Source organism: Novosphingobium aeonii, from assembly GCF_052279045.1.
Classification (GTDB): domain Bacteria; phylum Pseudomonadota; class Alphaproteobacteria; order Sphingomonadales; family Sphingomonadaceae; genus Novosphingobium.
This window is the reverse complement of the sequence record NZ_CP176833.1, coordinates 1,667,633-1,689,616: the sequence shown is the minus strand read 5'-3', so window position 1 is coordinate 1,689,616 and position 21,984 is coordinate 1,667,633. Positions and strand designations below refer to the sequence as shown.

Genomic DNA, 21,984 nt, shown 5'->3' with positions numbered 1-21,984 from the left:
AGAAACAAAATGGTGGGCCGGGCATTGGGAATACCAAGACTTCATCTCCGAACGGGAGAGCCAATTTGCCCAATCCCCAGTCATTTGGCCGGCACATGCGCCAGACGCGCATGCCGCTTCATCCGCTCCAGGCGGTTTTGCTGGCATTTCCGGTCGCCCTTTTTCCTACCGCGTTACTCACCGACATTGCCTATCTCGAGACGGCAGACATCCAGTGGAGCAACTTTTCCGCGTGGCTGATAACCGCGGCCCTGATGATCGGCGCTTTTGCATTGCTCTGGGCCCTCATTGCCGCGTTGAGGAAGGGGCCATCTCAGTCTCAAAGGCGCTATCGTTTGCACGCGTTACTGCTCGCTCTCGCCTGGCTAGCGGGCCTCATCAACGCGTTCCAGCACAGCCATGACGGATGGGCGTCTGTAGGAACGTTCGGCCTCGTGCTTTCCGTGATCAGCGCCGTTCTTGCGCTGGCGGCAGGATGGATCGCCTATTCGGGTGTTCGGATCGAGACGATGGAGACGGCTCCATGAATTTTCACGGTTTTGCCTTCTGCACGGCAGCACTCTTGCTCGTTCTCGCATCCTGCGGGAGGAGCGAATCCAATCTCGATCAGACAGGTTCCCAGCCCGATCTGCCGAAGCAGCGCCAAACGCTCCTGCCGCCGATGAACATCGCGACACCGGCAGGGTGGGGGCGTGAAGCGCCCCAGGCACCCGCCGGTTTTACGGTGACGGCCTTTGCGACGGATCTGAAGGTTCCGCGTCAGATCCTGGTGCTCCCCAATGGCGATGTTCTGGTGGCCGAGGGGATGGGAGGCGCCAATGCGCCCAAGTCGCGTCCCAAGGATTTTATCGCAGGCTATATAAAATCCCTCGGAAAGACATCGGTGAAGGGCGGTAACCGCATAACTCTGCTGCGTGACACGAACCACGACGGCCGACCGGACTTGCGCACGGAGTTCGCGACGGGGCTCAATGCTCCCTATGGTCTCGCCTATGTCGACGGGAATATCTATGTCGCGAACCAGGACGCGGTAATCCGGTTTCCTTATCGAGACGGGATGACCCACGCGGCGGGGCCGGGCCAGGAATTGGTGAAGTTGCCCTCGCGCATCAACCATCACTGGACCAAAGCGATGACAGTCTCGGCCGATGGATCGAAACTCTACGTGGGAATAGGATCCAACAGCAATATCGGCGAACGCGGTCTGAACGTTGAACAGGACCGTGCGGAAATCTGGGAGATCGATCGCCAGACCGGAGCCCATCGGACTTATGCGCAAGGCGTGCGCAATCCCACAGCGCTTGCGATCAACCCCGCCAGCGCGCAACTCTGGGCCGTGGCCAACGAGCGCGATGAACTGGGTCCGCAACTCGTGCCCGACTATCTCACTTCGGTGCGCGACGGGGCTTTCTATGGTTGGCCCTATAGCTATTGGGGACAGAACGTCGATCCGCGCGTCTATCCCCAACGCCCCGATCTCGTCAGCAAGGCGATACGCCCCGATTACGCACTAGGCTCACACGTCGCGACATTGGGCCTGACATTTGTGGCGCAGGGCGGATTTGGCGGCCCATATGCAGAGGGCGCGTTCGTCGGCGAGCATGGCAGCTGGAACCGTCAGGATCTCGCCGGCTACAAGGTTGTCTGGATTCCCTTTGCGGGCGGACGGCCATCGGGAAAACCCCAGGATTTCCTGACCGGGTTCATAAAGGATGGCCACGCCCGGGGCCGGCCTGTCGGCGTAGCCTATGATCCGGTCAGCCATGCGTTGCTGGTCGCCGACGATCTTTCCAACACCGTCTGGCGAGTGGCACCGGCGACCCGATAGCAGACAATTCGAAACGCTTCGCGCGAGGGCAGGATCACCCTTTCCAGAACCGGGTGAGGTAGTCCGCCGCCGTCAGTGTGAAGAGGATCGCCAGCCAGACGAAGCCCGCGATCGCCGCAAGTCGGGCCAGACCGCCCTCTTGTCGCAGCTCCATGAAGAACCACAGGATGAGCGCGGCCTTGGCCGATGCGATTCCAAAAGCGATCCAGGGCGTGGGCGCCGCCGGGTAGCCAAAGAAAAGGACCGGAAGCATCGCTTCCGGTCCCTTCCGGTTACGCCGCCGTCCGCAAGCAGTCGAGATCGTCGGCGTAAAGATCACGCATCCAACTTTGGATTTGATCATTCACGGCACGGTGCAGAGCCTTTAGCCGGCGCACGTCCGGCTTACCAGCCTCGCCCCGTGCTTCAGCGCGCTGGATAGCGAGCTCGAGGCGTTCTCGTTCTTTGCGCAGCAGGCTGAACAGTTTGTCTGCCATGATCATGCCTCGCGATTATCAAGTGTGCGCATGGCAGACATAATGTCGTCGAACCGAACTGGTTCCGAAGCGCCTGCCGGTCGCCTCAGATCTGGTTGACCTTCCACGGCAGAGGCATCCGATGCCCACGATGCAAGGATCGCGCGCTTTACCTCGGGCTCAAGCTGGGGATGTTCCATGAATTCGAAGGGATGAAAAAATTTGGAGAGGGACATTGCGTTGCCTCCTTTCTTCCAACTCTCCTCGTTGCGACAGGAGTGACCTGTCGGATGAAATATCTTCAGAACCGCGATTCGATTCAAGACTCAATTGAGGGGTTATTGGGGTGACCGCTGCGGCTCGGGAAAACGCGCCCGGCGGTATCTCGGCCGAGAAATGCGTGGCCAATCACCTGGCCATGCGTCGGCTATCCTGATTGGTTCGACATCGCCGGGAGCCTTGGTCAGCAGCAGGCCATCGCCTAGTTGCTGGTCGAGGCGCGAGGTCATTTTCTCGTTCCGCGGTCGGTAGTGATGTGTGCCTGCATCCCTGCAGGGGCAGCATCCAAGTAAAGTCTGTTAACTGGGAAAAACGAGATGCATCGAGGATTGGAGATGCACCATCATGGAGCGGCCCGCATGCTGCCGGAGAATTGCTGGGACATAGACCGCATGGGAAAGCGGCCAGCCCAAGAGCTCCAAGGTCATGAGCGGTATTCTCGATGCGATAAAAAAACTCAGTCTGCTTAACGTCAACCTGCGTATAGATTTCTTTTGTGCGCTTGAATCACCGCACATCGGCGCAGTCATAGGCAAGGCAGCCTTATGTCTATCAGCGCCGGAGCACGCCGGCAGGAGGATAAATTTTCCGGCGCCGGGAATATTATGAAAGACCGTGACGAGCAGATGCACGTTCAGAGGTCGGGGAACGCGATCCGGCTTCGTGCGATTCAGGCGGTATGAAAACGCGAGAGGACGCGCTGGCCCAGGCCGGCGAGGCAGGAATTATCGTCGATGCGCAGGAGGCGGCGGAAAGCGAGGGCCTTGTCTATGTCACTGATGACAGCCCCGGGATGAGCCGCCAAACGTATCGTGGCAGGTTTCGCTACCGCGATCCGCGCGGTAACGTCGTCAAGGACGACAAGACTCTGAAACGCATTGCATCGCTGGCAATCCCCCCGGCATACACGGATGTGTGGATTTGCGCCAAACCCAATGGCCATATCCAGGCGACCGGCCGCGACGCCAAGGGCCGCAAGCAGTATCGCTACCACGCCAAGTTTCGCGAGGTGCGCGACAGCACGAAGTACGAGCACATGCTCGATTTTGCCAAAGCCCTGCCAGCCGTGCGCGAGAGGATTGACGCCGATCTCCAGAAGCGCGGTCTGCCACGCGAGAAGGTTCTGGCTGCGGTCGTCCACCTGCTAGAAACCACGATGATCCGCGTTGGCAACGCGGACTATGTCAAGCAGAACAGGAGCTACGGGCTTACGACGCTCCAGGACCGCCATGTCGCGGTCGAAGGGGCGGAGCTTCGTTTCAACTTCAAGGGCAAGAGCGGCAAGCAGTGGAAGCTAAGGCTCAGGGACCGGCGCATCGCGAAGATTGTGAAGGCTAGCCAGGACCTGCCGGGCCAGCATCTCTTCCAGTACATCGGCGAGGACGGCGAGCAGTACGAAGTCACCTCGAACGATATCAACAGCTATCTGAAAGAAATCTCAGGGGCAGACATCACAGCGAAGGACTTCCGTACCTGGAATGGCACGGTGCTCGCTGCGCTGGCTCTTGCCGAATACGAAAAGGTGGATAACGAAGCCGCCGCCAAGCGAAACGTACGCGCGGCTATAGAAGCGGTGGCCTCGCGCCTGGGCAACACGCCGACGGTCTGCCGAAAATGTTACATTCACCCCGAGGTGTTTGACAGCTACTTGAGCGACGAACTCGTGCTTGAGGCGCGGGACGCGGTGGAAAAAGAGCTGCGGGACGAATTGTCTCGGCTTCGCCCCGAGGAGGCAGTGGTCCTCGCTTTTCTGCAACGTCGCCTCGCGGACAAGGCCAAGATTCCCGCACTTTGAAACGCGGCGGAATCGTGGAACGCGCGCCTGCCCCATCCGTTAATTGTTCGAACCCTCCATCACGGTGACGGCATGATCAATTCGCAGAACGCTTTCTCTCAGCTGGTCCCATTCACATCTTTGGCCCAGAAATCTTTCTTGCCGAAACCCGACAACAAAAGCTTCAATGTTGCCGTGATTGGCACATACGCACCGCGTAAATGCGGCATTGCGACATTTACCGAGGACCTCAAGACGAAAGTCGAGACTTTTTATCCTCGCACGAGTTTCGACGTCTATGCACTCGACCTGCACGAGGCGGCACCGCTCTACGGCGATCGCGTCAACCTCATCAACGTTGACGAACCGGAGAGCTACCGGAAAGCGGCCCGGCAGATCAACCGTTCCGGCGTCGATGCCGTCTGGCTTCAACACGAGTACGGCATCTTCGGCGGGCCCGACGGAATTCTCGTGACCGAACTGGTCGACCGGATCGAGGTACCACTCATCGTCACCTTCCATACGATACTCTCTCAGCCATCCGCTGGTCAGCGTGAAGTCCTCGGACATATTCTGGCGCGTACCGACCAAGCCATGGTCATGTCAGAGCATGGTCGCAGCCTTCTCACCGAGCTGTATGGTTTTTCGCCGGATCGTATCACGATGATTCCCCACGGAGCTCCCGACCGACCCTTTGGCCGAGAGGCGGGGTTCAAAGCGCGCCTCGGCGTAGCAGGTCGCCCCGTTCTCATGACATTTGGTCTATTGGGGCCGGGCAAGGGCCTCGAGCATGCGATCGAAGCGTTGCCGGCGATTACCGCCGCGCATCCCGATGTGCTCTACCGGATTGTCGGTGCCACGCATCCCAATCTCCTCCGCGAGCAGGGCGAGGCATACCGAAAACTCCTCGAAACGCGGGTCTCGGAGCTCGGGGTCGAAGACAATGTGCAATGGGACAATCGCTTTGTCGACACTGAGGAACTGCTCGATCAGATCGAGGCCTGCGACATTTATCTTACCCCCTATCCTAACCTCCAGCAGTCGACGTCCGGCACGCTGAGCTACGCTGTAGCTCTCGGAAAGGCTGTCGTTTCCACCCCGTATATCCACGCCCGCGAGCTTCTCGCCAATGGGGTTGGCTGCCTCGTCCCGCCAGAAAAACCATCTGCCATATCGGCGGCGGTCAACGATCTTCTCGATCACCCATATTCTCTGGCCGAGTTGAAGGAACGCGCCTATGCGCGAGGCCGGTCGACAATATGGTCGCGCTTCGCGCAGGCAAGCGCAGACCTCATCAACAAGGCGGCCGGGGAGCCGGCTTCGGCAGTCGCCGCCCGCGATGCGCAGATTTATGAAAGGATTGCGGCAGAATCCGGCTCGGCGGCTCTGCGCTGCCGCTGACCAGTTCAGTGCATGATCAATCCGACACCGCAGCATTCCCCCAAAGTCGGATAGAAGCGCGATAGACGGAACCACATTGCAGCGCAGAGTGTTGTCGTGTTTCAGCACGAGCCCTGCGACGATGACTGTTCCCTTGAGCTGCTTGAACCATGGATTGTCCCCGCAACGCTGGTTCGCGATATGTCTCCGAAGCATTCATGGGTGCGAGCAAGATGGCCGTGCCCGGCTGCCGATCCTGCGTGCTGCTGTCCGGAACTCTTTTTCGGGCGTTTGGCGCTGGATGACGCCGAGGTGATCGGGACCGCTTTTAGCCGGTCCAATGCGCGCGGTAGACACCGCAATGCGTGCGTTGCAGGATGCGGCGGCCGTCCTGCGCGCGATCTCTGGCGCCCGACACCTAGCTCATCGAGTTGCTCGAAGGTCAGGCGAGGGGCCCCGGCCTGCTGTGCCTATGGCCTGATTTCTGCTGGTTCGCGCCCGACGTAACTGTCCGGTTAGGCATTTTGCCAGAGATGCCAGCGGTTATGTCGTAAAAGAAGCGGGGCTGGCAAATCGGCGCCATGCCCCACAACGAATGGGATGCCGGCGAGGGCGAACTCATCACTGCCGAGCACGCTCAGCGCAGCAGCGGCTGCTTGGCGGCGAGATCGTTTCGAATGGTCGTCGCCGCGACGCCGGCTTCCCCCATCGCATGACTGATCTGATCGAGGCCCTTGGCGACATCGCCGGCCGCATAGAGGCCCGGCAGGCTGGTCCGCTGGTGGGCGTCGACAATGAGGCAACCGTCTTCGGTCGCTTCCGCGCCGAGCATGACGGCAAGTTCTGAGCGGATAACAGATCCCAGCGCGGGATAGACCGTGTCGAAAGCGAGGGTTTCGCCGGGCACCGGAACCAGGATCGTCTCGCCTTCGATGCGTAGCGGCGCGCATGGACCGTCCCGCAAGACGATGCCAGCTTTCTTTAGCTCGACCAATTCTTCCTTGCTAAGCGTGTGACCGCCCTCGGGTGCGATCAGCGTCACATCCCTCGAATACATCCGGAGAAACAACGCCTCGTTATGGCCGCGCGCGCGCGAGCCGATCACGCCGATCTTCTTGTCGGTCACCTCATAGCCATCGCAAATTGGGCAATAGCGCAAGAGTCCGCGAGCCAGCGCGGCGTCATGGATCTCTGGAGCCATCCTGGGCGAATTGTTCACGACACCCGTCGCCAGGAGGACAGCACGTGCATGCAGGGTTTCATCGCCGATGCGGGCGATAAAAAGCTCGCCTCTTCGCTCGATCCTTTCGACCAGTCCTGCACGGGCGCTCGCACCGAACTCCGAGGCCTGCTTGCGCATGAGGGAAAGCAACTCGCGGCCAGGAATGCCGCCAGGATAGCCGGCATGATTGTGTGTGCGCGGGATCAAGGCAGCTCGGCTCTTGCCGGCATCGACGATTTCCACGCGTAAACGGAAGCGCGCTAGATAGATCGCTGCGGTAAGGCCGGCCGGGCCCGCGCCGACAATCAGGCAATCGGAAGGGGCGCTCCGGGCGTCCGACATGCATCAACCTCCTTAAGGCACCAGAGTCTCGAGAAGGTCAGCTACCCGCGCCAGTCGGGTGGCTTCGTCGGTCTGTTCTCTCAGCAACCAGCGTCCATCCTTCTCGGTGAGATCAGTGCCATCCGGCAGGTGCAGTTCGCCGCCGCGCGGGGTGAGAGCGATGGCTGCGGGTCCGGCATCTACGCGCTCTATTCCTGCCGTGCGGGCGAGGATGCCGATCCGCGCTGCTGCGAGCAGCCGCTCGGCATGCGCCGGAAGCCGGCCGAACCGGTCGGCAAGTTCTGCTTCGAATGCGTTGAGTTCGCCCTCATCCGTAAGACGCGCGAGACGCACGTAAAGACCGAGCCGGATATCGGGGTCGGGTATCCATTGGGCCGGCAGGCCTCCGGGATCTCCCAGATTGAGGTCGGGCGCCCAAAAACCCGGATCCTGCCCGAGGGCCTGCCGTAGCGCGGCTTCGAACAGGTGTTGATAGAGGTCGACGCCGACGAGTTTCATGTGACCCGCCTGGGTATCGGCGAGCGGGTCGCCGGCGCCGCGCTGGTCGAGGTCTGCCGCGCTAATCTCGAAGCCTGCACCAAGCCGGTCGTGAGCGGTCAGCGTACGCAGCCGCTTCATCGTCCGCTCGGCGATCTCGCCGCCTTCGGTCAGCATGATGACCTGCCCCCTGCGATTGCCGCGCCCCACCCGTCCGCGCAGTTGGTGAAGCTGGGCGAGGCCGAAGCGGTCGGCGCGCCAGATGAGCATGGTATTGGCGCGCGGGACGTCGAGGCCCGCTTCTATGATATTGGTCGCCAACAGAACATCGCCTTCGCCGTCGCCAAAGCGGACCATTGCCTCGTCGATGGCGCCGGCCGCCATCTTGCCGTGCGCTTCGATGACGGTGAGGTCGGGCACGATGCGGGCCAAGCGTGCGGCGAGGGACCCGAGGTCCTCAATCCGAGGCGTGACAACGAAGCTTTGTCCGCCCCGTGAGCGTTCGCGCAGGAGCGCTGTTCGAATCATGGCATCCTCGGGAGTGGCAAGGATCGTGCGGATCGGCTGACGCCGCGCTGGCGGGGTGGCGATAACCGAAATCTGCTGCAGACCGATCATCGCGCGGTGGAGCGTGCGCGGTATCGGCGTCGCGCTCATTGCCAGAAGGTGTACTTCCGCGCGGCCTCGCAACCGGGCCTTATCGGCCGCTCCAAAGCGCTGTTCCTCGTCGATGATGACGAGTCCGAGCCGCGCATAGCGGACGTCCTTCGCCATGACCGCGGCCGTGCCAACGACGATTCCAATAGAGCCATCGGCGAGGCCGGCTTTGGCCGCTTTTCTCTCCGCCGCGCTCGACAGCCGGGACAGACCGGCAATTTTCACACCCGTGCCTTCGAAGCGGCGCGCGAATGCCTGCAGGTGCTGGCGTACCAGTACGGTTGTCGGCGCTGCCAGAATGACCTGGAAGCCCGCCAGGGCGGCGAGTGCCGCAGCGCGCAGTGCGACCTCGGTCTTGCCATAGCCGACATCGCCGATGACGAGGCGGTCCATTGGCCGGCCCGAAGCAAGATCGTCCCGCGCGGCCTGGATTGCCCGTGCCTGATCCGCGGTCTCGTTGAATGGAAAGGTCGCGACGAGTTGTTCGTAGCTGGCGGAGTCGGGTTCGATCACCGGCGCTTCGAGCCGGCGACGCTGCTCTGCAAGGAGGAGCAGTTCGCGCGCGCTTTCGGCGATGGCTTCGTCGATCGACCCGCGCCGTTTTTCCCAGCTCGAGCCGTCGAGCCTGTCAAGCTTCACCGCCTCTCCGTCGCCGCCGTAGCGCCATAGCCGGCCGGCCTCGTGCACCGGCACCAAACGGCGGTGGCCCCCGCCATATTCCAGCACGATGAGATCGACCCCGGCTTCGCCGGGCGCATGTTCAAGGCCCACCACCCGGCCGACTCCATGATCCTGATGGACCACGAGATCACCCGAGCGGATGTCGCCGCTTGCAAGCTGCAATCCAGCTTGCCTCTGTTCGACATTATCCAACAGGGCGCGGCTGCCGAGAAGATCAGCCGCGGCGATCATCACCACATCATTCGAGGCAGCGCCCCGGTCGATCGGCGCGACAAGCGCTGCGACCCCGCCGGCGGGAAGCCCCGCCAAGTCTTCGAGCGCTTCGAGCGTTTCCACCTCGACGTTAAGGATCTTGGCGAGCTTTGCTCTCAGGAACCGAACGTCACGTTCGCTTCCGACCAGCAGCATGCGCTGCCTGGCAGCGAGCAACGGCGATGCGAAGCGCCGCAACGCGGTGAGAGGGGATTTCTGCTCGGCAAAGCGCGGTGTTGGCGAAACTTCCGCTTCCAGTTCGCTCTGCACCCATGCGGCAAGGTCGTTAGTCCAAAGGTCCTCGGAAACGGCGTCGATCGCTCCGCCGCCCGCGCTGGCCGCTTGGTCGGCAAGGCGGACGAAGCGCTGCCGGCGCTTGTCCGCCTTGGGCGACAAATAAACATGGCCGGGCACCAAATGGGCGAGGATCGAGACCTTTTCCTTCGAGACCGGTTCGGCGGCTCGGCCGATTTCCAGGTACTCGCATGGCTCTTCGCTAAGCTGCGTTGCAGGGTCGTAGCGGCGGATCCCGGCGATGCGCCCGTCTGCGACATCGATCCGCGCGGGAAGGCCAGCGTCGGCAGGGAAGATGTCGATGACATCGCCGCGCACCGCGACTTCTCCAGGCTCGTCCACCCGGTCGTCAGTGAAATATCCGAGCCCCTCCATCTGGGCAGTGAAACCCTCGATGTGGATCGGATCACCGGTCCGCAGCGTCGGTGGGGCCGGGTCGAATGCGGCGGGCTTCGCATAAAGCCTGGCCGCGGCCTCGCCGCTCATAATCGCTGCGAGGTGCGGTCGCTCTTCGTCAAGGACCAGCCGGCGCAGATCTCGCAGGGCCGCGACCCGCCGACCGATATTTGCCGGGGAGGCAGGCGCGCGGTCGCCGGGCAGAGTATCACTCGATGGAACGAAGACGACGCGGGCGTTGGGAACCAATGCTGCTAGAGCGGCAGCGACCATCTCGGCCTCACGGTCGTCGTCTGCCAGGTAAAGGAGATCGCCGGCGCGCAGGCCCCAAGCAAGCGTCAGGGCGGTTTCTCCCAGACCGCGAGAAGCGGTCATCGGGCAAGACTCGCAGCCATCTCGGCCCGTGCGGCGGGCCAGTCTCCATCGGCAAGCGGCGGCAGGCTTTCGAACCAGGCGCGCGGACGACGTAGCTTCATCCGATCGCAGGCGAAATCGATCTGCGCCCGATCCACCGCGCGCAGTTCTTCGCCGATCCCACCGACACCGCTCGAGGCGATCACGACGTAGCTCACGTTGCCGCTCTCGCATGTGACGAGCGCTTCGACCGCTTTGCCGATCGTCTCGCCGTCGGCCGACGCTACAGGCATGCCGGCGATACCCGTAGCGGTGAAAAGGGTCGGGTAACCAGAGCGCCGGCTGGCCTCGGTTGCCGACTTACCGCCATCGTCATAGGAACGCTGCTTGCCCAGCCAGCGCCACGCGCCGATCAGATTGACGAAGATCAGGAAAACGTTGGTGGCGAGGAGATTGTTCTGCCCGGACGCCAGCCCCACCACCGACCAGGCGATCGAGCCGATCATGAAGACGACGAAGCCCCAGCCCGTGACCCGAGCGCCGAGATTGGCAGCGGTCATCATGGCGGCGATCATCGTGGCGGCAGGCGCGATCCAACCGGCGACGTCTTCCATAGGCAACTCCTTGGCTGGGGTGAGAATCGAGGAACGCGAAGCGCCGCTTTTGGTGCCGGAGCCGGGGTAGATTTCGGTCGCGCGCCTGTCCTGCGCCATCCAGTGTCAACGAAGCCGGCTCCGAACGACTTGGCGTATCGCTTAAGCTTCAGACGAAAAGCGCTTCGTCTTGCACCAAATAGCTGGCGTGATTATGGCGAGAAGGCTGCCTTTGGTATATGGGTGATGCGGCATGCGAGATCCGCTTCTCCAGAGGCAACGACGTAGTAGCTGCCAGCGTCTACAATCCCGGTGGTGAAGACCACATCTCGCAAATACATTTGATGCTCTATCGGCTTGGTGAGTTCCGGGTTAGGTTCTATGAGAGGTTTGTGGCTCGAACGAACGGTAATGCTCGGATCGTCGCGTGCCAGTATTGACCAATAGGTCCGATAAATTCCTACCAGTTCTTTTGGTTCAACACCGTGCCAAAGGGACAACCATCCACCATCCTCGATGCCGGTTGTTAGCAGGGGAGGGCTGCCCCCACCCATTCTCGCGGTTGCCAGGGTAGCGGCGTGTGGCCGAATTCCCGGCTTTGAGAATGGCTTCCAAAACCGTCCGTCCGGCGAGTGAGCGAGATTTATCGATGGTCCGGCGCGCCATTCACTGCCTGGCGGGTACGCAAAGTAAGCATCGCCAAGGGGACGGGTCTGTGCCCAGTACTGATTGTTGATCAGACCTTCGAACAGCAGCATGTCTTTGTTTTGATGGTCGAGGAGGATGTCAGCGAATGTCCAATCCAGCCCGTCGCTCGAGGAATAGAGCGTCGTGCACTGCCGCTCGGGACCGACCGAGCAGGTTGTCATGAACCATTGACCTTCCACGTAGCTGATCCGCGGATCCTCAACGCCATAGCATTGCAAGCTGTTGATTGGAGCAATTGCCTTATCGTAGTGAAACGCTAAAGGGGTCATCCCGTCCGGCGTGAGCTCGACTGGCAGTAGCCACGAGAGCGAAGTCAGTACCATGACATTCCAGCCGCCGCCACGAAGGCGGACTGCGCGGGGATCCGACGTGTCGACGAGCTCCAAGGGCCAAGCGTCGGTGACAAAACGGCCGCCGCTCGAAGCCTCCCAGCGAATCGTATGCAGGTGGCCATCAGCGATCGGATCGCGCAGTGCTTCCGCAACGCGCACCATCAGCAGCAAATTGCCATTGGGCAATCTGGTCAGCCCAGGATTAAAAGCACCCAGCACGAACGTTTCTGCTTCGATGTGGTTTGCGAGCGGTGAACGAGCCCGATCAATGTCGTCCGGAAGAACCACCAGTGCGTCGACATCATATTTCATTGCTCTTACCCCCGCCAAGTCGGCCGCGGCGTATTGGTGTATGACACCGAAAGCATGGATCCGGACTCTGTCTCGCGGCAATCGGCCATGCGATTGGTGTCGGTTCGCGCACTGAAGCGCGGCATCCGTCATGCTTTAGCATCGAGACCGTGCCCTGTCCGCCGGTCGAACGACGCGGCGTACTGGGCAGTGCGATACGGCCAAGCCCCTTTGGGGTCGCACACACCGCGTGAGATCGCTCCCCCCGATATCCGCGAGCTTCAACTGGGAAATCCGCGGGACCCTCAGTAGCTGCCCGGAGGATCACTGGCAGGGAAACTCCCGTCGATCTGTTCGTCCACCGTGTCCCAATCGTCGTTACGGATGCCCGATTGCTCCTCCGGACCTGCATTGCGAACAATGCCCGACGAGCCCACGGGGCCACGGTCATCGTCGTCCAGCCGCCGTGATGCTGCGAACTTGGAGTAGGCGAAGTAGCCAAGTCCGGCGAGGATTCCTAATCTCAGCAGTGCACGCATTGCGATTCTCCACGTGGGAAGCAGTTGGCTTCGGCTTGAATTCAATGGGGCCGGCGTCCTGCAAGTTCAGGGGGGCGTCACGACGCCAGTCGGGAGGCAAGGCCGGCGACTTTGGCCATGCCGCACTGGTCTTGAGAAATTTCGAGACCCGGCACAGGCCGAGCGTTAACGGTATAACGATCCAGACATCCTCTAGGACCCGGCCGAGATGAGCTGTTACCGCGTGTCAGCAACGCTCTGTCCCGATCTGTGGCAGCGGCACACGGTTGCAATGGTCTTTTTCCTTTTTGGGAAGCGTGCGCTTTTCGACTGACCTCGATCTTCGACGGACCTCGACGCCGTTGGACGGCGAAGCGGACGCTGTCCCTGACCGGGTTTCCAGACCAGGGCGGTGCGATGCGAGCGTCAGATCAGCCATCAGGCGGCCGGTGCGCGCTAATGCTATCTCCGCGGTCCTTTGTCTGCCTCTCGGCATCGCGGGCTGCGGCCACCAGACTATGTCCCGTCCGCGCCGCGGCTTCCGGCGTCATCGTCACGGCCACGCCATTTGGTCCATCGAGAATGACGAGGCCGTCTTCCGCACTAGCGATACCGGGATCGGAATAGGGCGGAATTGCGCCTGTTGGTGTGTTCATCGATTTAACCCTGCGCTGGAGGACGGATTCGCCTCGGTGTAGAGATAGGCCGGATCGAATTGACCCCGGGCGGCCAACCGCGTCGGATCCAGGATTTCCACGAGCGAAGAGCGAAAGACGCACAGGCGCTCCTCCCGCAGCTGGCGCAGGATCCTGTTCACATGGATAGGTGTCAGGCCGCAAATTTCTGCAAGGTCGACCTGGGTAAGGGAAAGCGCGAACCGGTGACCATCGCTGAGCCCCACTGCTTCCAGGCGTGTATTCGTCTCACACAGGAAGTGGGCAACGCGCCCCATCGCATCGAGCCGTCCAAGACGGAACAGCCACGCGCGGTGGATCGCCGCATCGATCAGCGTTGCGTACCAGAGCTTACGGCCGAGTTCCGGGTTCTCACCAATCAAGGTGCCGAGATTTGCATGTGGAACGATTGCCACTGTAGCTGCCGTCATGGTCGCAACATCGTGGTCGAGGAACTTGAGCGGATAGGCATGAAGATCAACGAAATCGCCGGGTAGATGGATCGCGACGAGTTGCCTCAACCCATTCCGGTCATCGATGTAGCGCGACATGATGCCCTCGATCAGAAGCGTGCTGTGATCGAGCATAGTTCCCGCACGTACCAGCACACTGCGTGGCTCAATCGCACGCACTTCGACGATGCCGGCTTCCAATCTCGCCCGCTCGGCGGCGGAGATGTGAACGTTAATCTTGTTCCTGAGAAATCGTTCGCTGAACATGGAATGGTTACAGTGTCCATAAAGGTCAAACGAATGTGACAGAGCTGAAACTATAGGCGTAGCGTCTTGTTTCCGGCCCTGCCGCGCATTCGTGTTGATACAGGTTAGTTTAGTGAAGCGATCCGCAACCGGGCGGGGCGGTGAGAGATTAGAGCAAAACTATCGCTGCGGTGCAGTGCCGGCCGATCAAGGTCGTCCGAGCTCGCGGCGCAGCTTTTTTCCATGACGAGGATTGCCCCATGGCCAAGACGCCCTCGAACGCTTCTACACGCACTGCCAAGCCGGCGCCGACGATTTCGCCGCTCGATCTCGCGCCCGCCGACATTGCCGGCGAATCCCCGCAGAAGGCTGCTCGGTTCCCCAGCGACATCTCGGTCTCGCCGTCGTTTGCCGAAGCTCAGGCAGAGGGGGGAGATACCCATCAGGTTGCCGGTGGGGACGTCGAGACGCTCACCACCGAGCAGGGAATTCCGGTCGCTGACGACCAGAATAGCCTGAAGCAGGGGGCGCGGGGGCCAACTCTGTTGGAGGATGCCCACTTCCGCGGAAAGATATTCCATTTCGATCACGAGCGGATACCCGAACGTGTCGTTCACGCTCGCGGTTACGGGGCACACGGATTCTTCGAACTCACCGAAAGCCTTTCGGACGTCAGCCGTGCGGACGTCTTCCAGCGGGTCGGTGAGCGGACGCCTGCCTTTGTGCGCTTCTCGACTGTCGCGGGCTCGAAGGGCTCGTTCGATCTTGCCCGCGACGTCCGGGGCTTTGCGGTTAAGCTCTACACCCAGGAAGGAAACTGGGATCTCGTCGGTAACAACATCCCTGTCTTCTTCATTCAGGATGCGATCAAGTTCCCCGACCTGATCCATGCTGCCAAGCCGGAGCCCGACCGCAACTTTCCCCAAGCACAGACAGCCCATGATAATTTCTGGGACTTTGTAAGTCTCACGCCCGAGAGCTTCCACATGATCATGTGGACCATGTCGGACCGCGCGATCCCGCGCTCGTTCCGGACCATGGAGGGTTTCGGGGTTCACACCTTCCGCTTGGTCAATTCCGACGGCAAATCGACATTCGTGAAGTTCCATTGGAAACCGAAACAGGGCCTGCAGTCGGTCATGTGGAACGAGGCGGTGAAAATCAACGGCGCCGATCCGGACTTCCATCGCCGTGACCTGTGGGATGCCATCAATTCCGGCAATCTTCCCGAATGGGAGCTTGGAGTTCAGCTTTTCGACGATGCGTTTGCCGAAAGCTTCGACTTCGACGTTCTCGACGCAACCAAGTTGATCCCCGAGGAATTGGTGCCGGTCCGCATCATCGGGCGCTTGGTACTCGACCGCGTCGTCGACAACTTCTTCGCCGAGACCGAGCAAGTCGCCTTCTGCACCCAAAACGTCCCACCGGGCATCGACTTTTCCAACGATCCGCTGCTCCAGGGTCGCAATTTCTCGTATCTCGATACGCAGATCAAGCGACTCGGCGGCCCCAACTTCACCCATATACCGATCAACGCGCCGAAGTGTCCGATGGCACATTTCCAGCAGGACGGTCACATGGCAATGCGCAACCCGAAGGGGCGCGCGAACTACGAGCCGAATAGCTGGGGCGCTACAGAGGGCGGTCCGCGAGAAGACCCGGCCAAGGGTTTCACAAGCTTTGCCGAAGTGGCCGAAGGACCCAAACAACGAGTTCGGTCGGAAAGCTTTGCAGATCACTATAGTCAGGCCAGGCAGTTCTACGTCAGCCAGACTCCCATCGAGCAGAAGCATATCGGGGACGCCCTGGTCTTCGAGCTTTCAAAGGTGGAGCGGCCGGACATCCGTTCGCGGACCGTGTCGCACCTCTTGAATATCGATGCCGGTCTAGCGGCCCAGGTCGCGGATGGGCTCGGCCTTGTGATGCCCGCCCCGGCGGTCGCTGCACGGGAGCCAATTGCCGACCTTGCGCCGTCCGATAGGCTCAGTATCGTGAAAAATCGGCCCGACAGCTTCAAGGGTCGCAAACTCGGCATTCTGCTGACCGACGGGGCCGACGCCAAGATCCTTGCAGCGCTGCTGAAGGCGGTGGAGAGCGAAGGTGCGGTATACGAGGTGGTAGCGCCCAAGATCGCTGGGGTCACCTTGTCGGACGGGACCACGGTTGCCGCAAGACACAAGATCGACGGCGGTCCTTCGGTCCTGTTCGACGCCGTCGCGATCGTGATACCGCAGGAGGGGGCGGCGATGCTCTCGCTCGATGCGCCAGCCAAGGATTTCGTCGCCGATGCATTCGCGCACTGCAAGTTCATCGGGTTCACCACCGAGGCCGAAGTGCTCCTTGCGAGGGCCGGCATCAGTGTAGATGACCTCGATGAAGGATGCCTGCCGCTCGATGAGGCCGCCGACGCACAAGCGTTCATCGAAAGCTGCCGCGCTCTGCGCCATTGGCCTCGCGAACTGGAGGTCGATCTGGATGCACGGCCCGCCGCCCGATAGTCCGCTAGTCGCCGCGACGAAACCCGAGCATGGCGGCCCCATGCTCGGGAGCCGAGATTGCAATTCGCGCAGATGAATACGCGTTTGACGCGGTCTCTCAACCGGTCGATGGTGAATGGTGGCAGGTTGTTCCCGCCGATCATGTGACCGCCGACAGCGTCGGTCTTGATGCTTGCCTTTCGCGTTCGACATTGACGCACAGATTGCCTGCGGAACCGAAACGTCCCTTTCACCGCCCAGGAGCGGGGTGGTGGGAACTGGATGGGGCTCAAAAGGCCGAGCCCCTGTTTCGTGACGGTTGGACACATCAGGGGTGAAATCCCTCTCCTACGTCCCTACCTTCCGTAAGGAGGAGTACGATATGGCGAATGGCTGGGCGCCCGATAGCGCCGTACAGGATCAGATCGAGGACAGTCTCAACGACGCGGTGGCTGCTGCTCGCGCATCCATGCCGCGCGGCGAGGGTTTGCCTGACTGCGAGGTCTGCGGCGAGATGATCCCGGAAGGCAGACGGCGCGCGGTTCCCGGTGTGCGTACATGCGTTACGTGTCAATCGAAACGGGAACACCGCCCGGTTGTCTCGGCGATCAATCGGCGGGGGAGTAAGGATAGCCAACTCAGGTGAGCGATCGAACAGGCGGTGCGAACGTAGCTCAGTGGGACCTTTTTGGCCCCGCTCCCGCTGCTGCGCGCGCTGCACCTGAGGGTTTCCATAGTTGGCGAGACGTCATTTCACCCGCTGAGGAAAACGATCTTATTGCGCGGATCGACGCTTCACAGCTCCAACCCTTTCGCTTTCAAGGATGGTTGGGCAAACGGCTTACCCGCTCGTTTGGATGGACTTACGATTTCGATCGCGGTTATGCAGAACGGGGCCCGCCCCTCCCGGCCTGGCTCCTTCCCATGAGGACGCGCGTTGCCGATCATGCGGGCTTGCCGCCGGAACGTTTCGAACAAGCGCTTATCATCCGTTACGATCCAGGCGCGGTCATCGGCTGGCATAAGGATCGGTCTATGTTCGAGCATGTCGCCGGCATTTCTCTGGGCAGGAATGCTCCGCTGCGGTTCCGACGCAAAATCGGAGACGGGAAGTTCGAACGTTTTACTCATGAAGCGCCGCGGCGCGGTCTCTATCTGCTGACCGATGAGGTTAGGCATCAATGGGAGCATAGTATTGCCGAGCTGGACAGCGCCCGCTGGTCGATCACTTTCCGTACCTTGGTCGGTCCGCCCCCGATCGGCGCGGCCTAATTTCTCAATCGCTTGGCGAGACGACTCAGGCAAGCGTCTGCAAGCCTGTCGACGAGCCGAATCGAGGGCTGGAACGCGCGCGACACCGGCTTTTGCCATGGAAGCTCGCGCCTGGGTGAGATTACCGCGGAAAATCCGGAGCGAAGGTTGGGAGAGAGTCAGGGAAGGGTGTTTCCGCGCCTTCAGCGCTGTGACCTGCTGTCGTGTGACTTATTACGACGTCGACGAGAATGACGAGACCCGTGTTCGTCCATGAATGGCCGACCGTGTCGACTTTGTACCAACCGTCTTTCAGTTGAACGAATTCACTGGGGCTCGCTGGAAAGGGACGTGATTGCGATCTGGTGGCCCGAGCTAAAGATGTTCACGTTGTTCATTGACGGCACTCCGGAGCGACGATGACGTGCATTCACTGTGCCATGTTTGAACTCACCGAGGCACGCCGCGTTCCACCTTGGGCCGGCCTTTTCGGACAGTCGTCTTTGACAGCGAGGTCAAGCGCCTGGGACTGCCGCGGCGAGGCAGTTGCGCGGCGCATCCGCCGACAAACCCGCAAACGTAGCTTGTCCATTGCAGAAGATACCGTGCCCGGCATCTCTAAGTTATGATACGGAGAAACCCCATCTGTCCGCCCGGACAACTTGGCAATTGCAGCCTTCCGCTAATGTCGATTGATTCGCCCGCGCCAGGTTAGTCCCTGCGCGGCCCGGCGTTACGTCCAGCTTACAATCAACCGCCCGCTGGCCGGCACGCGAAATTCGAACCGCTCCCCGGTGCGCCTGTGGGGCCGTACAACGTCCCCTCCGGCAGTCTCCACTCTGATTTTCGGAAGTTTGGAGCGACCAATTTTTATGATGCACAGCATCGCCGTGCACGTTTCTCCTCCGTCCAGGCGGATACTCAGTGCCTGCTCGGCGGTGCGTTCGTGCGCCATGATGAAATGGTCGCAAAACAAACGGAAAGGCGCATTTTCGACATTGTGAAAGGAGCGCGATGCGAACACCATGGCCGCGCCAGCACCGTATATCTCCTGGCCCACTTGCCCTGCAGGCTGGCCGTCGACATACAAATCCTCAAGAGGAAACGAGAGGGCGCGATCGATCTGGCCGTTGCGGCTTTCCTTGGCGACGGCTTCCTCGGGAAGGGCGTCTGGGTAATAGAACCATGCGCGGTCCAACGCATATCGGCAGTACTCGCTGATCAGCATCCGGGCGGCAGGCTCGAGCTCCGGGCCGCTGTCGCGTAGATAACAGTCGAACGCTGCAAAGCTGTCGAAACACTCGTATATCGCCATGTAAGGCGCATCCTGCAGGCAAGTTACACCGAGGAAATTGTGATACCGCCCGGCTCGCTCGATCTCCGATTCCCAGATCGCACTGTTGTGAAAGAAGCTTGCAAGATAGACATAGCTCTGAAGCCGGTACCTTTCGATATTTGTGATCCGCCACAGGCGCAGGCACGCCGAAGCTCCCCACGCGGTGAGGTTGGCCTGATAGTTGAGATTGAACCGCATTCCCTCGGCGGCATCGATCGCGGCACGAGCCTCCTGCAAAAACCGCTCCTCACGTGTGAGCTCGTACCCCTGCAGCATAACCCAGGCATACATGCCGCCCACATCGGTCTGACCGCGTTGATCCGCACCAGCAAATTTCGTAATGACCGAAAAATCGGTGATCTTGTATTGGATGGGCCACTTGTAATCAAAGTGGCGGGCTGCCTGGATCCCGAAATCGATGGAGCGCTCGAAAAGGTCCCGGGCCTTCCCATTACCTGCAATGGCAAGCCGGCCGAGATTCATGAGCGGGTGGTAGAGATACCAGCTGTCGACGGCATCTGTGTCTTTGTCCTTGCCGACATTGGGCAAATAACGCCTCAGCGCGTTCAAGTGCTTGTCATAGAACTTCTCGAGTCCAGCCTCGAACTCGCTCTGGAGCCTAATTGTGCCGCCGCGCCAGAGCGCGAAGTCGTGCATCGGCGCGATGAGTGCCATTTGAACCATGCTGTCGGGATATTCGGCTCCGGTGTAGGGATGAGCGTAGCGATGGCCATAGTGGCGAGTCGTCGCCTTAGGTGAAGACGCCAGGTCGGACAGCGTCTGCTCTGCACGTCCAACCCAATCGCGGTGCTCCACAGGCGGCAACTCAAGCGCGGTGTATGCCGCGCCCAACATCTGCAAGAACCTGCGGGCGGAATCGCGCTCGTCGGGCGGCGTTTGGTCTCGAAATATTAGAACCGCGTCGGAAATTGTCACTGTCACGCCAGCCGATAACGGCTTGGTTGGGGGTGTCCCACTCTGCGGCGGCGTCGGCGGCAGATAGCCAAGCTCTGGCCATTCCCCGCCCACCGCGCCATCGGGCTTAGTTTCCGTCGCGCGGTAGTAGGCATTCATCGCAGTGAGGTTCTGAAAATAAAGCACGCTGCCCAGCGCCGGGGTGTCGACGTGAAAGTAAAGAAGACCGGTGTTTAGACCGCGCTGGGCGGCCTCGACCCTGCCTGCCGTGCCCGCCGGGTCATCCTGCGCATCAAGCGGATAGAGATCCCGCGGCATAAATGGCAGGAGAAGAGGCGCTGCTGGCGTCAGCTCCGTGGTGACGCGCAATCGCTGCAGATCGAGCCCATCGGTCTTGAGCGCAACTACGTGCCGTCCCATGGCGCTGTGGACCGAAAAGCGCAGTTTTCGCCGGGGCGGCGACGCAGCTGCTTGACCCGGTCGATCCCGCCGGGCGCATACGCGAGCCTGATTGCAAGTCCGCCGTGTTCCGGACAGCGCAAGATAGCCCAGAGCGTATCCTTCCCCTGGGCCACATTGCAGGTCAGTTTTCCAAATCCGAAGCTGCCTCGGGAGATCAAGGAGCCGTTCGCCAGTTCAGCCCGCAGGGCGAGCACCCAAGGGCTCACCGCTTCCAGTTGTTCAACATCCCCTTGCGTGTTTGTCATGGCGCTGGCTCCGGCACGTTTGAGGCTATCGCGGCGATCTCGGTAGGGAGCCGCTTCGCAGGCCCTATCAACAACCATCACCGGCGACTGGTCGATCTCCGAATGCTGAGAATTCAAGATGCCTTTTTGAGGGTTTGATCCCTCCAGAGTTCGGCGCGGTAGCGTTCGAAGCAGCTTGCTCCACATCTCAGCCGCATCAAAGCGCCTTCGGCAATGGCAGTAGCTCGGCGGGGATCTTCTTCGACCAGAGGTCTGAGCGCCTCGCGGTTCCAATCCTCGCTGTGCTTTACGTCAAGGACAGCATGGAGATCGAAGTAGCGGCGTTCTTTCCCGCTCAGGCCAATCCGTCTCAGGCCTTTTGCCACGAGCGCTGAGCGGCCGGGCGCAGTAAGTTCAATCACGCCCAGCGCTCCGACCGAATGCCACGCATACCGACGGGAGGTCGCCATGCCCGTCATGGCGTTTGCAAGGGCAAGGCTTTCGGCCACTGTGGTTTCGATCCTGGGTTTAACTGAGAGTGCATCGGCGACGATGTGCAACATCGGACCGTGCATGCCCTTGGGATTTCCTCGACCCATCTCGTCCCAGTAATTGCGCGCAAGTTCGAGTTTCGCCTGATCTGGAAGCTTGATCTGCGTGAGGGCTACCAAATCATCGAATCCCGCTTCGCCGGCGGCTTCCTGCTCGAAAAACCAGCGGATTTGCTCGCGAGAAGCTACTTCGGCCAACCAGGGAAAGAGAGGGTCATTCTGACCCGGACCGAGATCGATCAAGCTTTCAAACCAGTCGACGAAGGCGGCCGGTTCCTCAGGTGCCTGTGCTGCGTCTTCCCGCACATCCGCGCGTAATTGCTCAAGGAATTCTCCCTCGAGTTTCTGCATCCGGGCATTTCGGGCGAGCTCAGAGGTCCAGTCGTCCGCCGGAAACTGAGGAAGGAGGCGTTCCCTGTTCCAGCGGGCTAGCCTCCGCTGAAATTCGTCTGTCAGATAAAAGCCATCTCGCGCCCGATCCTGCACTTCAGAAGCGCAATCTGCAAATTTCAACTCAAGCATGTCGATCTCCCAATCAAGGCGTCCCGCCAATGGAGGAGGAG

At 60.8% G+C, this 21,984-nt stretch carries 20 protein-coding genes; 8 read left to right on the top strand and 12 right to left on the bottom strand.

What is annotated here, in order from left to right; all coding sequences use genetic code 11:
- Positions 1-95 precede the first annotated feature (95 nt).
- Positions 96-527, top strand: coding sequence for a DUF2231 domain-containing protein (locus ACLIMP_RS22815; RefSeq protein ID WP_186000029.1), 432 nt, complete (start codon positions 96-98; stop codon positions 525-527).
- Positions 524-1,828 (top strand): PQQ-dependent sugar dehydrogenase, encoded by a 1,305-nt coding sequence (locus tag ACLIMP_RS22810; RefSeq protein ID WP_185999031.1) that lies wholly within the window; start codon positions 524-526, stop codon positions 1,826-1,828. Before ACLIMP_RS22815 ends, ACLIMP_RS22810 begins: the two co-directional genes overlap by 4 nt.
- A gap of 34 nt (positions 1,829-1,862) precedes the next feature.
- On the opposite strand, the gene ACLIMP_RS22805 is transcribed toward ACLIMP_RS22810, so the two are convergent.
- The 3 genes from ACLIMP_RS22805 to ACLIMP_RS22795 are packed head-to-tail and all read right to left on the bottom strand — an operon-like array spanning position 1,863 to position 2,519.
- The gene (locus tag ACLIMP_RS22805) at positions 1,863-2,081 is read right to left on the bottom strand and encodes a cytochrome C oxidase subunit IV family protein (protein ID WP_185999030.1); all 219 of its coding nucleotides are present in this window, start codon (positions 2,079-2,081) and stop codon (positions 1,863-1,865) included.
- Between the two features lie 19 nt (positions 2,082-2,100).
- Positions 2,101-2,304 (bottom strand): hypothetical protein, encoded by a 204-nt coding sequence (locus tag ACLIMP_RS22800; RefSeq protein WP_185999029.1) that lies wholly within the window; start codon positions 2,302-2,304, stop codon positions 2,101-2,103.
- A gap of 2 nt (positions 2,305-2,306) precedes the next feature.
- The gene (locus ACLIMP_RS22795) at positions 2,307-2,519 is read right to left on the bottom strand and encodes a hypothetical protein (RefSeq protein WP_185999028.1); all 213 of its coding nucleotides are present in this window, start codon (positions 2,517-2,519) and stop codon (positions 2,307-2,309) included.
- A gap of 469 nt (positions 2,520-2,988) precedes the next feature.
- Between ACLIMP_RS22795 and ACLIMP_RS22790 the strand changes: the two genes are divergently transcribed.
- The 3 genes from ACLIMP_RS22790 to ACLIMP_RS22780 all read left to right on the top strand — a co-directional run bounded on the left by ACLIMP_RS22790 (position 2,989) and on the right by ACLIMP_RS22780 (position 5,737).
- Positions 2,989-3,171 (top strand): hypothetical protein, encoded by a 183-nt coding sequence (locus tag ACLIMP_RS22790; protein ID WP_185999027.1) that lies wholly within the window; start codon positions 2,989-2,991, stop codon positions 3,169-3,171.
- Positions 3,172-3,241: 70 nt separating this feature from the next.
- Positions 3,242-4,357: a DNA topoisomerase IB gene (locus ACLIMP_RS22785; RefSeq protein WP_185999026.1), complete on the top strand. Its 1,116-nt coding sequence runs from the start codon at positions 3,242-3,244 to the stop codon at positions 4,355-4,357.
- A 72-nt stretch (positions 4,358-4,429) separates the two neighbouring features.
- Positions 4,430-5,737: a glycosyltransferase family 4 protein gene (locus ACLIMP_RS22780; RefSeq protein ID WP_443478416.1), complete on the top strand. Its 1,308-nt coding sequence runs from the start codon at positions 4,430-4,432 to the stop codon at positions 5,735-5,737.
- 616 nt (positions 5,738-6,353) lie between these two features.
- On the opposite strand, the gene ACLIMP_RS22775 is transcribed toward ACLIMP_RS22780, so the two are convergent.
- The 6 genes from ACLIMP_RS22775 to ACLIMP_RS22750 form a co-directional block, all read right to left on the bottom strand.
- Positions 6,354-7,280 carry an NAD(P)/FAD-dependent oxidoreductase gene (locus tag ACLIMP_RS22775; protein WP_185999024.1) on the bottom strand — a complete coding sequence of 309 codons (927 nt, stop codon included), beginning with the start codon at positions 7,278-7,280 and terminating at the stop codon, positions 6,354-6,356.
- A gap of 12 nt (positions 7,281-7,292) precedes the next feature.
- Positions 7,293-10,412 carry a DEAD/DEAH box helicase gene (locus tag ACLIMP_RS22770; protein ID WP_186000028.1) on the bottom strand — a complete coding sequence of 1,040 codons (3,120 nt, stop codon included), beginning with the start codon at positions 10,410-10,412 and terminating at the stop codon, positions 7,293-7,295.
- Positions 10,409-11,005, bottom strand: coding sequence for a PRC-barrel domain-containing protein (locus ACLIMP_RS22765; RefSeq protein WP_443478415.1), 597 nt, complete (start codon positions 11,003-11,005; stop codon positions 10,409-10,411). The genes ACLIMP_RS22770 and ACLIMP_RS22765 overlap by 4 nt, the downstream gene beginning before the upstream one ends.
- A gap of 191 nt (positions 11,006-11,196) precedes the next feature.
- Positions 11,197-12,336: a glycoside hydrolase family 130 protein gene (locus tag ACLIMP_RS22760; RefSeq protein ID WP_185999023.1), complete on the bottom strand. Its 1,140-nt coding sequence runs from the start codon at positions 12,334-12,336 to the stop codon at positions 11,197-11,199.
- Between the two features lie 284 nt (positions 12,337-12,620).
- Positions 12,621-12,854, bottom strand: a complete 234-nt coding sequence (locus ACLIMP_RS22755; RefSeq protein ID WP_185999022.1) for a hypothetical protein — start codon at positions 12,852-12,854, stop codon at positions 12,621-12,623.
- Between the two features lie 631 nt (positions 12,855-13,485).
- Positions 13,486-14,226, bottom strand: a complete 741-nt coding sequence (locus ACLIMP_RS22750) for a Crp/Fnr family transcriptional regulator (RefSeq protein ID WP_185999021.1) — start codon at positions 14,224-14,226, stop codon at positions 13,486-13,488.
- A gap of 239 nt (positions 14,227-14,465) precedes the next feature.
- On the opposite strand from ACLIMP_RS22750, the gene katE reads away from it, so the two are divergent.
- The 3 genes from katE (at position 14,466) to ACLIMP_RS22735 (ending at position 17,954) form a co-directional block, all read left to right on the top strand.
- Entirely contained in the window at positions 14,466-16,703 is a 2,238-nt protein-coding gene (katE, locus tag ACLIMP_RS22745; RefSeq protein WP_185999020.1) for a catalase, read from the top strand.
- A 361-nt stretch (positions 16,704-17,064) separates the two neighbouring features.
- Positions 17,065-17,328 (top strand): DksA/TraR family C4-type zinc finger protein, encoded by a 264-nt coding sequence (locus tag ACLIMP_RS22740; protein WP_185999019.1) that lies wholly within the window; start codon positions 17,065-17,067, stop codon positions 17,326-17,328.
- On the top strand, positions 17,325-17,954 hold the full coding sequence (locus ACLIMP_RS22735) for an alpha-ketoglutarate-dependent dioxygenase AlkB (protein WP_185999018.1): 630 nt from the start codon (positions 17,325-17,327) through the stop codon (positions 17,952-17,954). The genes ACLIMP_RS22740 and ACLIMP_RS22735 overlap by 4 nt, the downstream gene beginning before the upstream one ends.
- Before the next feature lie 712 nt (positions 17,955-18,666).
- Here ACLIMP_RS22735 and ACLIMP_RS22730 read toward each other — a convergent pair.
- The 3 genes from ACLIMP_RS22730 to ACLIMP_RS22720 are packed head-to-tail and all read right to left on the bottom strand — an operon-like array spanning position 18,667 to position 21,943.
- Positions 18,667-20,604: a hypothetical protein gene (locus ACLIMP_RS22730; protein WP_443478414.1), complete on the bottom strand. Its 1,938-nt coding sequence runs from the start codon at positions 20,602-20,604 to the stop codon at positions 18,667-18,669.
- Positions 20,589-21,008 (bottom strand): hypothetical protein, encoded by a 420-nt coding sequence (locus tag ACLIMP_RS22725; RefSeq protein WP_443478413.1) that lies wholly within the window; start codon positions 21,006-21,008, stop codon positions 20,589-20,591. The genes ACLIMP_RS22730 and ACLIMP_RS22725 overlap by 16 nt, the downstream gene beginning before the upstream one ends.
- A complete protein-coding gene (locus ACLIMP_RS22720) occupies positions 21,005-21,943 on the bottom strand; it encodes an iron-containing redox enzyme family protein (protein WP_443478412.1) in 939 nt (312 codons plus the stop codon). Before ACLIMP_RS22720 ends, ACLIMP_RS22725 begins: the two co-directional genes overlap by 4 nt.
- Positions 21,944-21,984 lie beyond the last annotated feature (41 nt).

Coding starts and splice junctions, on each gene's coding strand:
- ACLIMP_RS22815 (WP_186000029.1), top strand. CDS start 96: ATGCGCCAGACGCGCATGCCGCTTCATCCGCTCCAGGCGGTTTTGCTG.
- ACLIMP_RS22810 (WP_185999031.1), top strand. CDS start 524: ATGAATTTTCACGGTTTTGCCTTCTGCACGGCAGCACTCTTGCTCGTT.
- ACLIMP_RS22805 (WP_185999030.1), bottom strand. CDS start 2,081: ATGCTTCCGGTCCTTTTCTTTGGCTACCCGGCGGCGCCCACGCCCTGG.
- ACLIMP_RS22800 (WP_185999029.1), bottom strand. CDS start 2,304: ATGGCAGACAAACTGTTCAGCCTGCTGCGCAAAGAACGAGAACGCCTC.
- ACLIMP_RS22795 (WP_185999028.1), bottom strand. CDS start 2,519: ATGTCCCTCTCCAAATTTTTTCATCCCTTCGAATTCATGGAACATCCC.
- ACLIMP_RS22790 (WP_185999027.1), top strand. CDS start 2,989: ATGAGCGGTATTCTCGATGCGATAAAAAAACTCAGTCTGCTTAACGTC.
- ACLIMP_RS22785 (WP_185999026.1), top strand. CDS start 3,242: ATGAAAACGCGAGAGGACGCGCTGGCCCAGGCCGGCGAGGCAGGAATT.
- ACLIMP_RS22780 (WP_443478416.1), top strand. CDS start 4,430: ATGATCAATTCGCAGAACGCTTTCTCTCAGCTGGTCCCATTCACATCT.
- ACLIMP_RS22775 (WP_185999024.1), bottom strand. CDS start 7,280: ATGTCGGACGCCCGGAGCGCCCCTTCCGATTGCCTGATTGTCGGCGCG.
- ACLIMP_RS22770 (WP_186000028.1), bottom strand. CDS start 10,412: ATGACCGCTTCTCGCGGTCTGGGAGAAACCGCCCTGACGCTTGCTTGG.
- ACLIMP_RS22765 (WP_443478415.1), bottom strand. CDS start 11,005: ATGGAAGACGTCGCCGGTTGGATCGCGCCTGCCGCCACGATGATCGCC.
- ACLIMP_RS22760 (WP_185999023.1), bottom strand. CDS start 12,336: ATGAAATATGATGTCGACGCACTGGTGGTTCTTCCGGACGACATTGAT.
- ACLIMP_RS22755 (WP_185999022.1), bottom strand. CDS start 12,854: ATGCGTGCACTGCTGAGATTAGGAATCCTCGCCGGACTTGGCTACTTC.
- ACLIMP_RS22750 (WP_185999021.1), bottom strand. CDS start 14,226: ATGTTCAGCGAACGATTTCTCAGGAACAAGATTAACGTTCACATCTCC.
- katE (WP_185999020.1), top strand. CDS start 14,466: ATGGCCAAGACGCCCTCGAACGCTTCTACACGCACTGCCAAGCCGGCG.
- ACLIMP_RS22740 (WP_185999019.1), top strand. CDS start 17,065: ATGGCGAATGGCTGGGCGCCCGATAGCGCCGTACAGGATCAGATCGAG.
- ACLIMP_RS22730 (WP_443478414.1), bottom strand. CDS start 20,604: ATGGGACGGCACGTAGTTGCGCTCAAGACCGATGGGCTCGATCTGCAG.
- ACLIMP_RS22720 (WP_443478412.1), bottom strand. CDS start 21,943: ATGCTTGAGTTGAAATTTGCAGATTGCGCTTCTGAAGTGCAGGATCGG.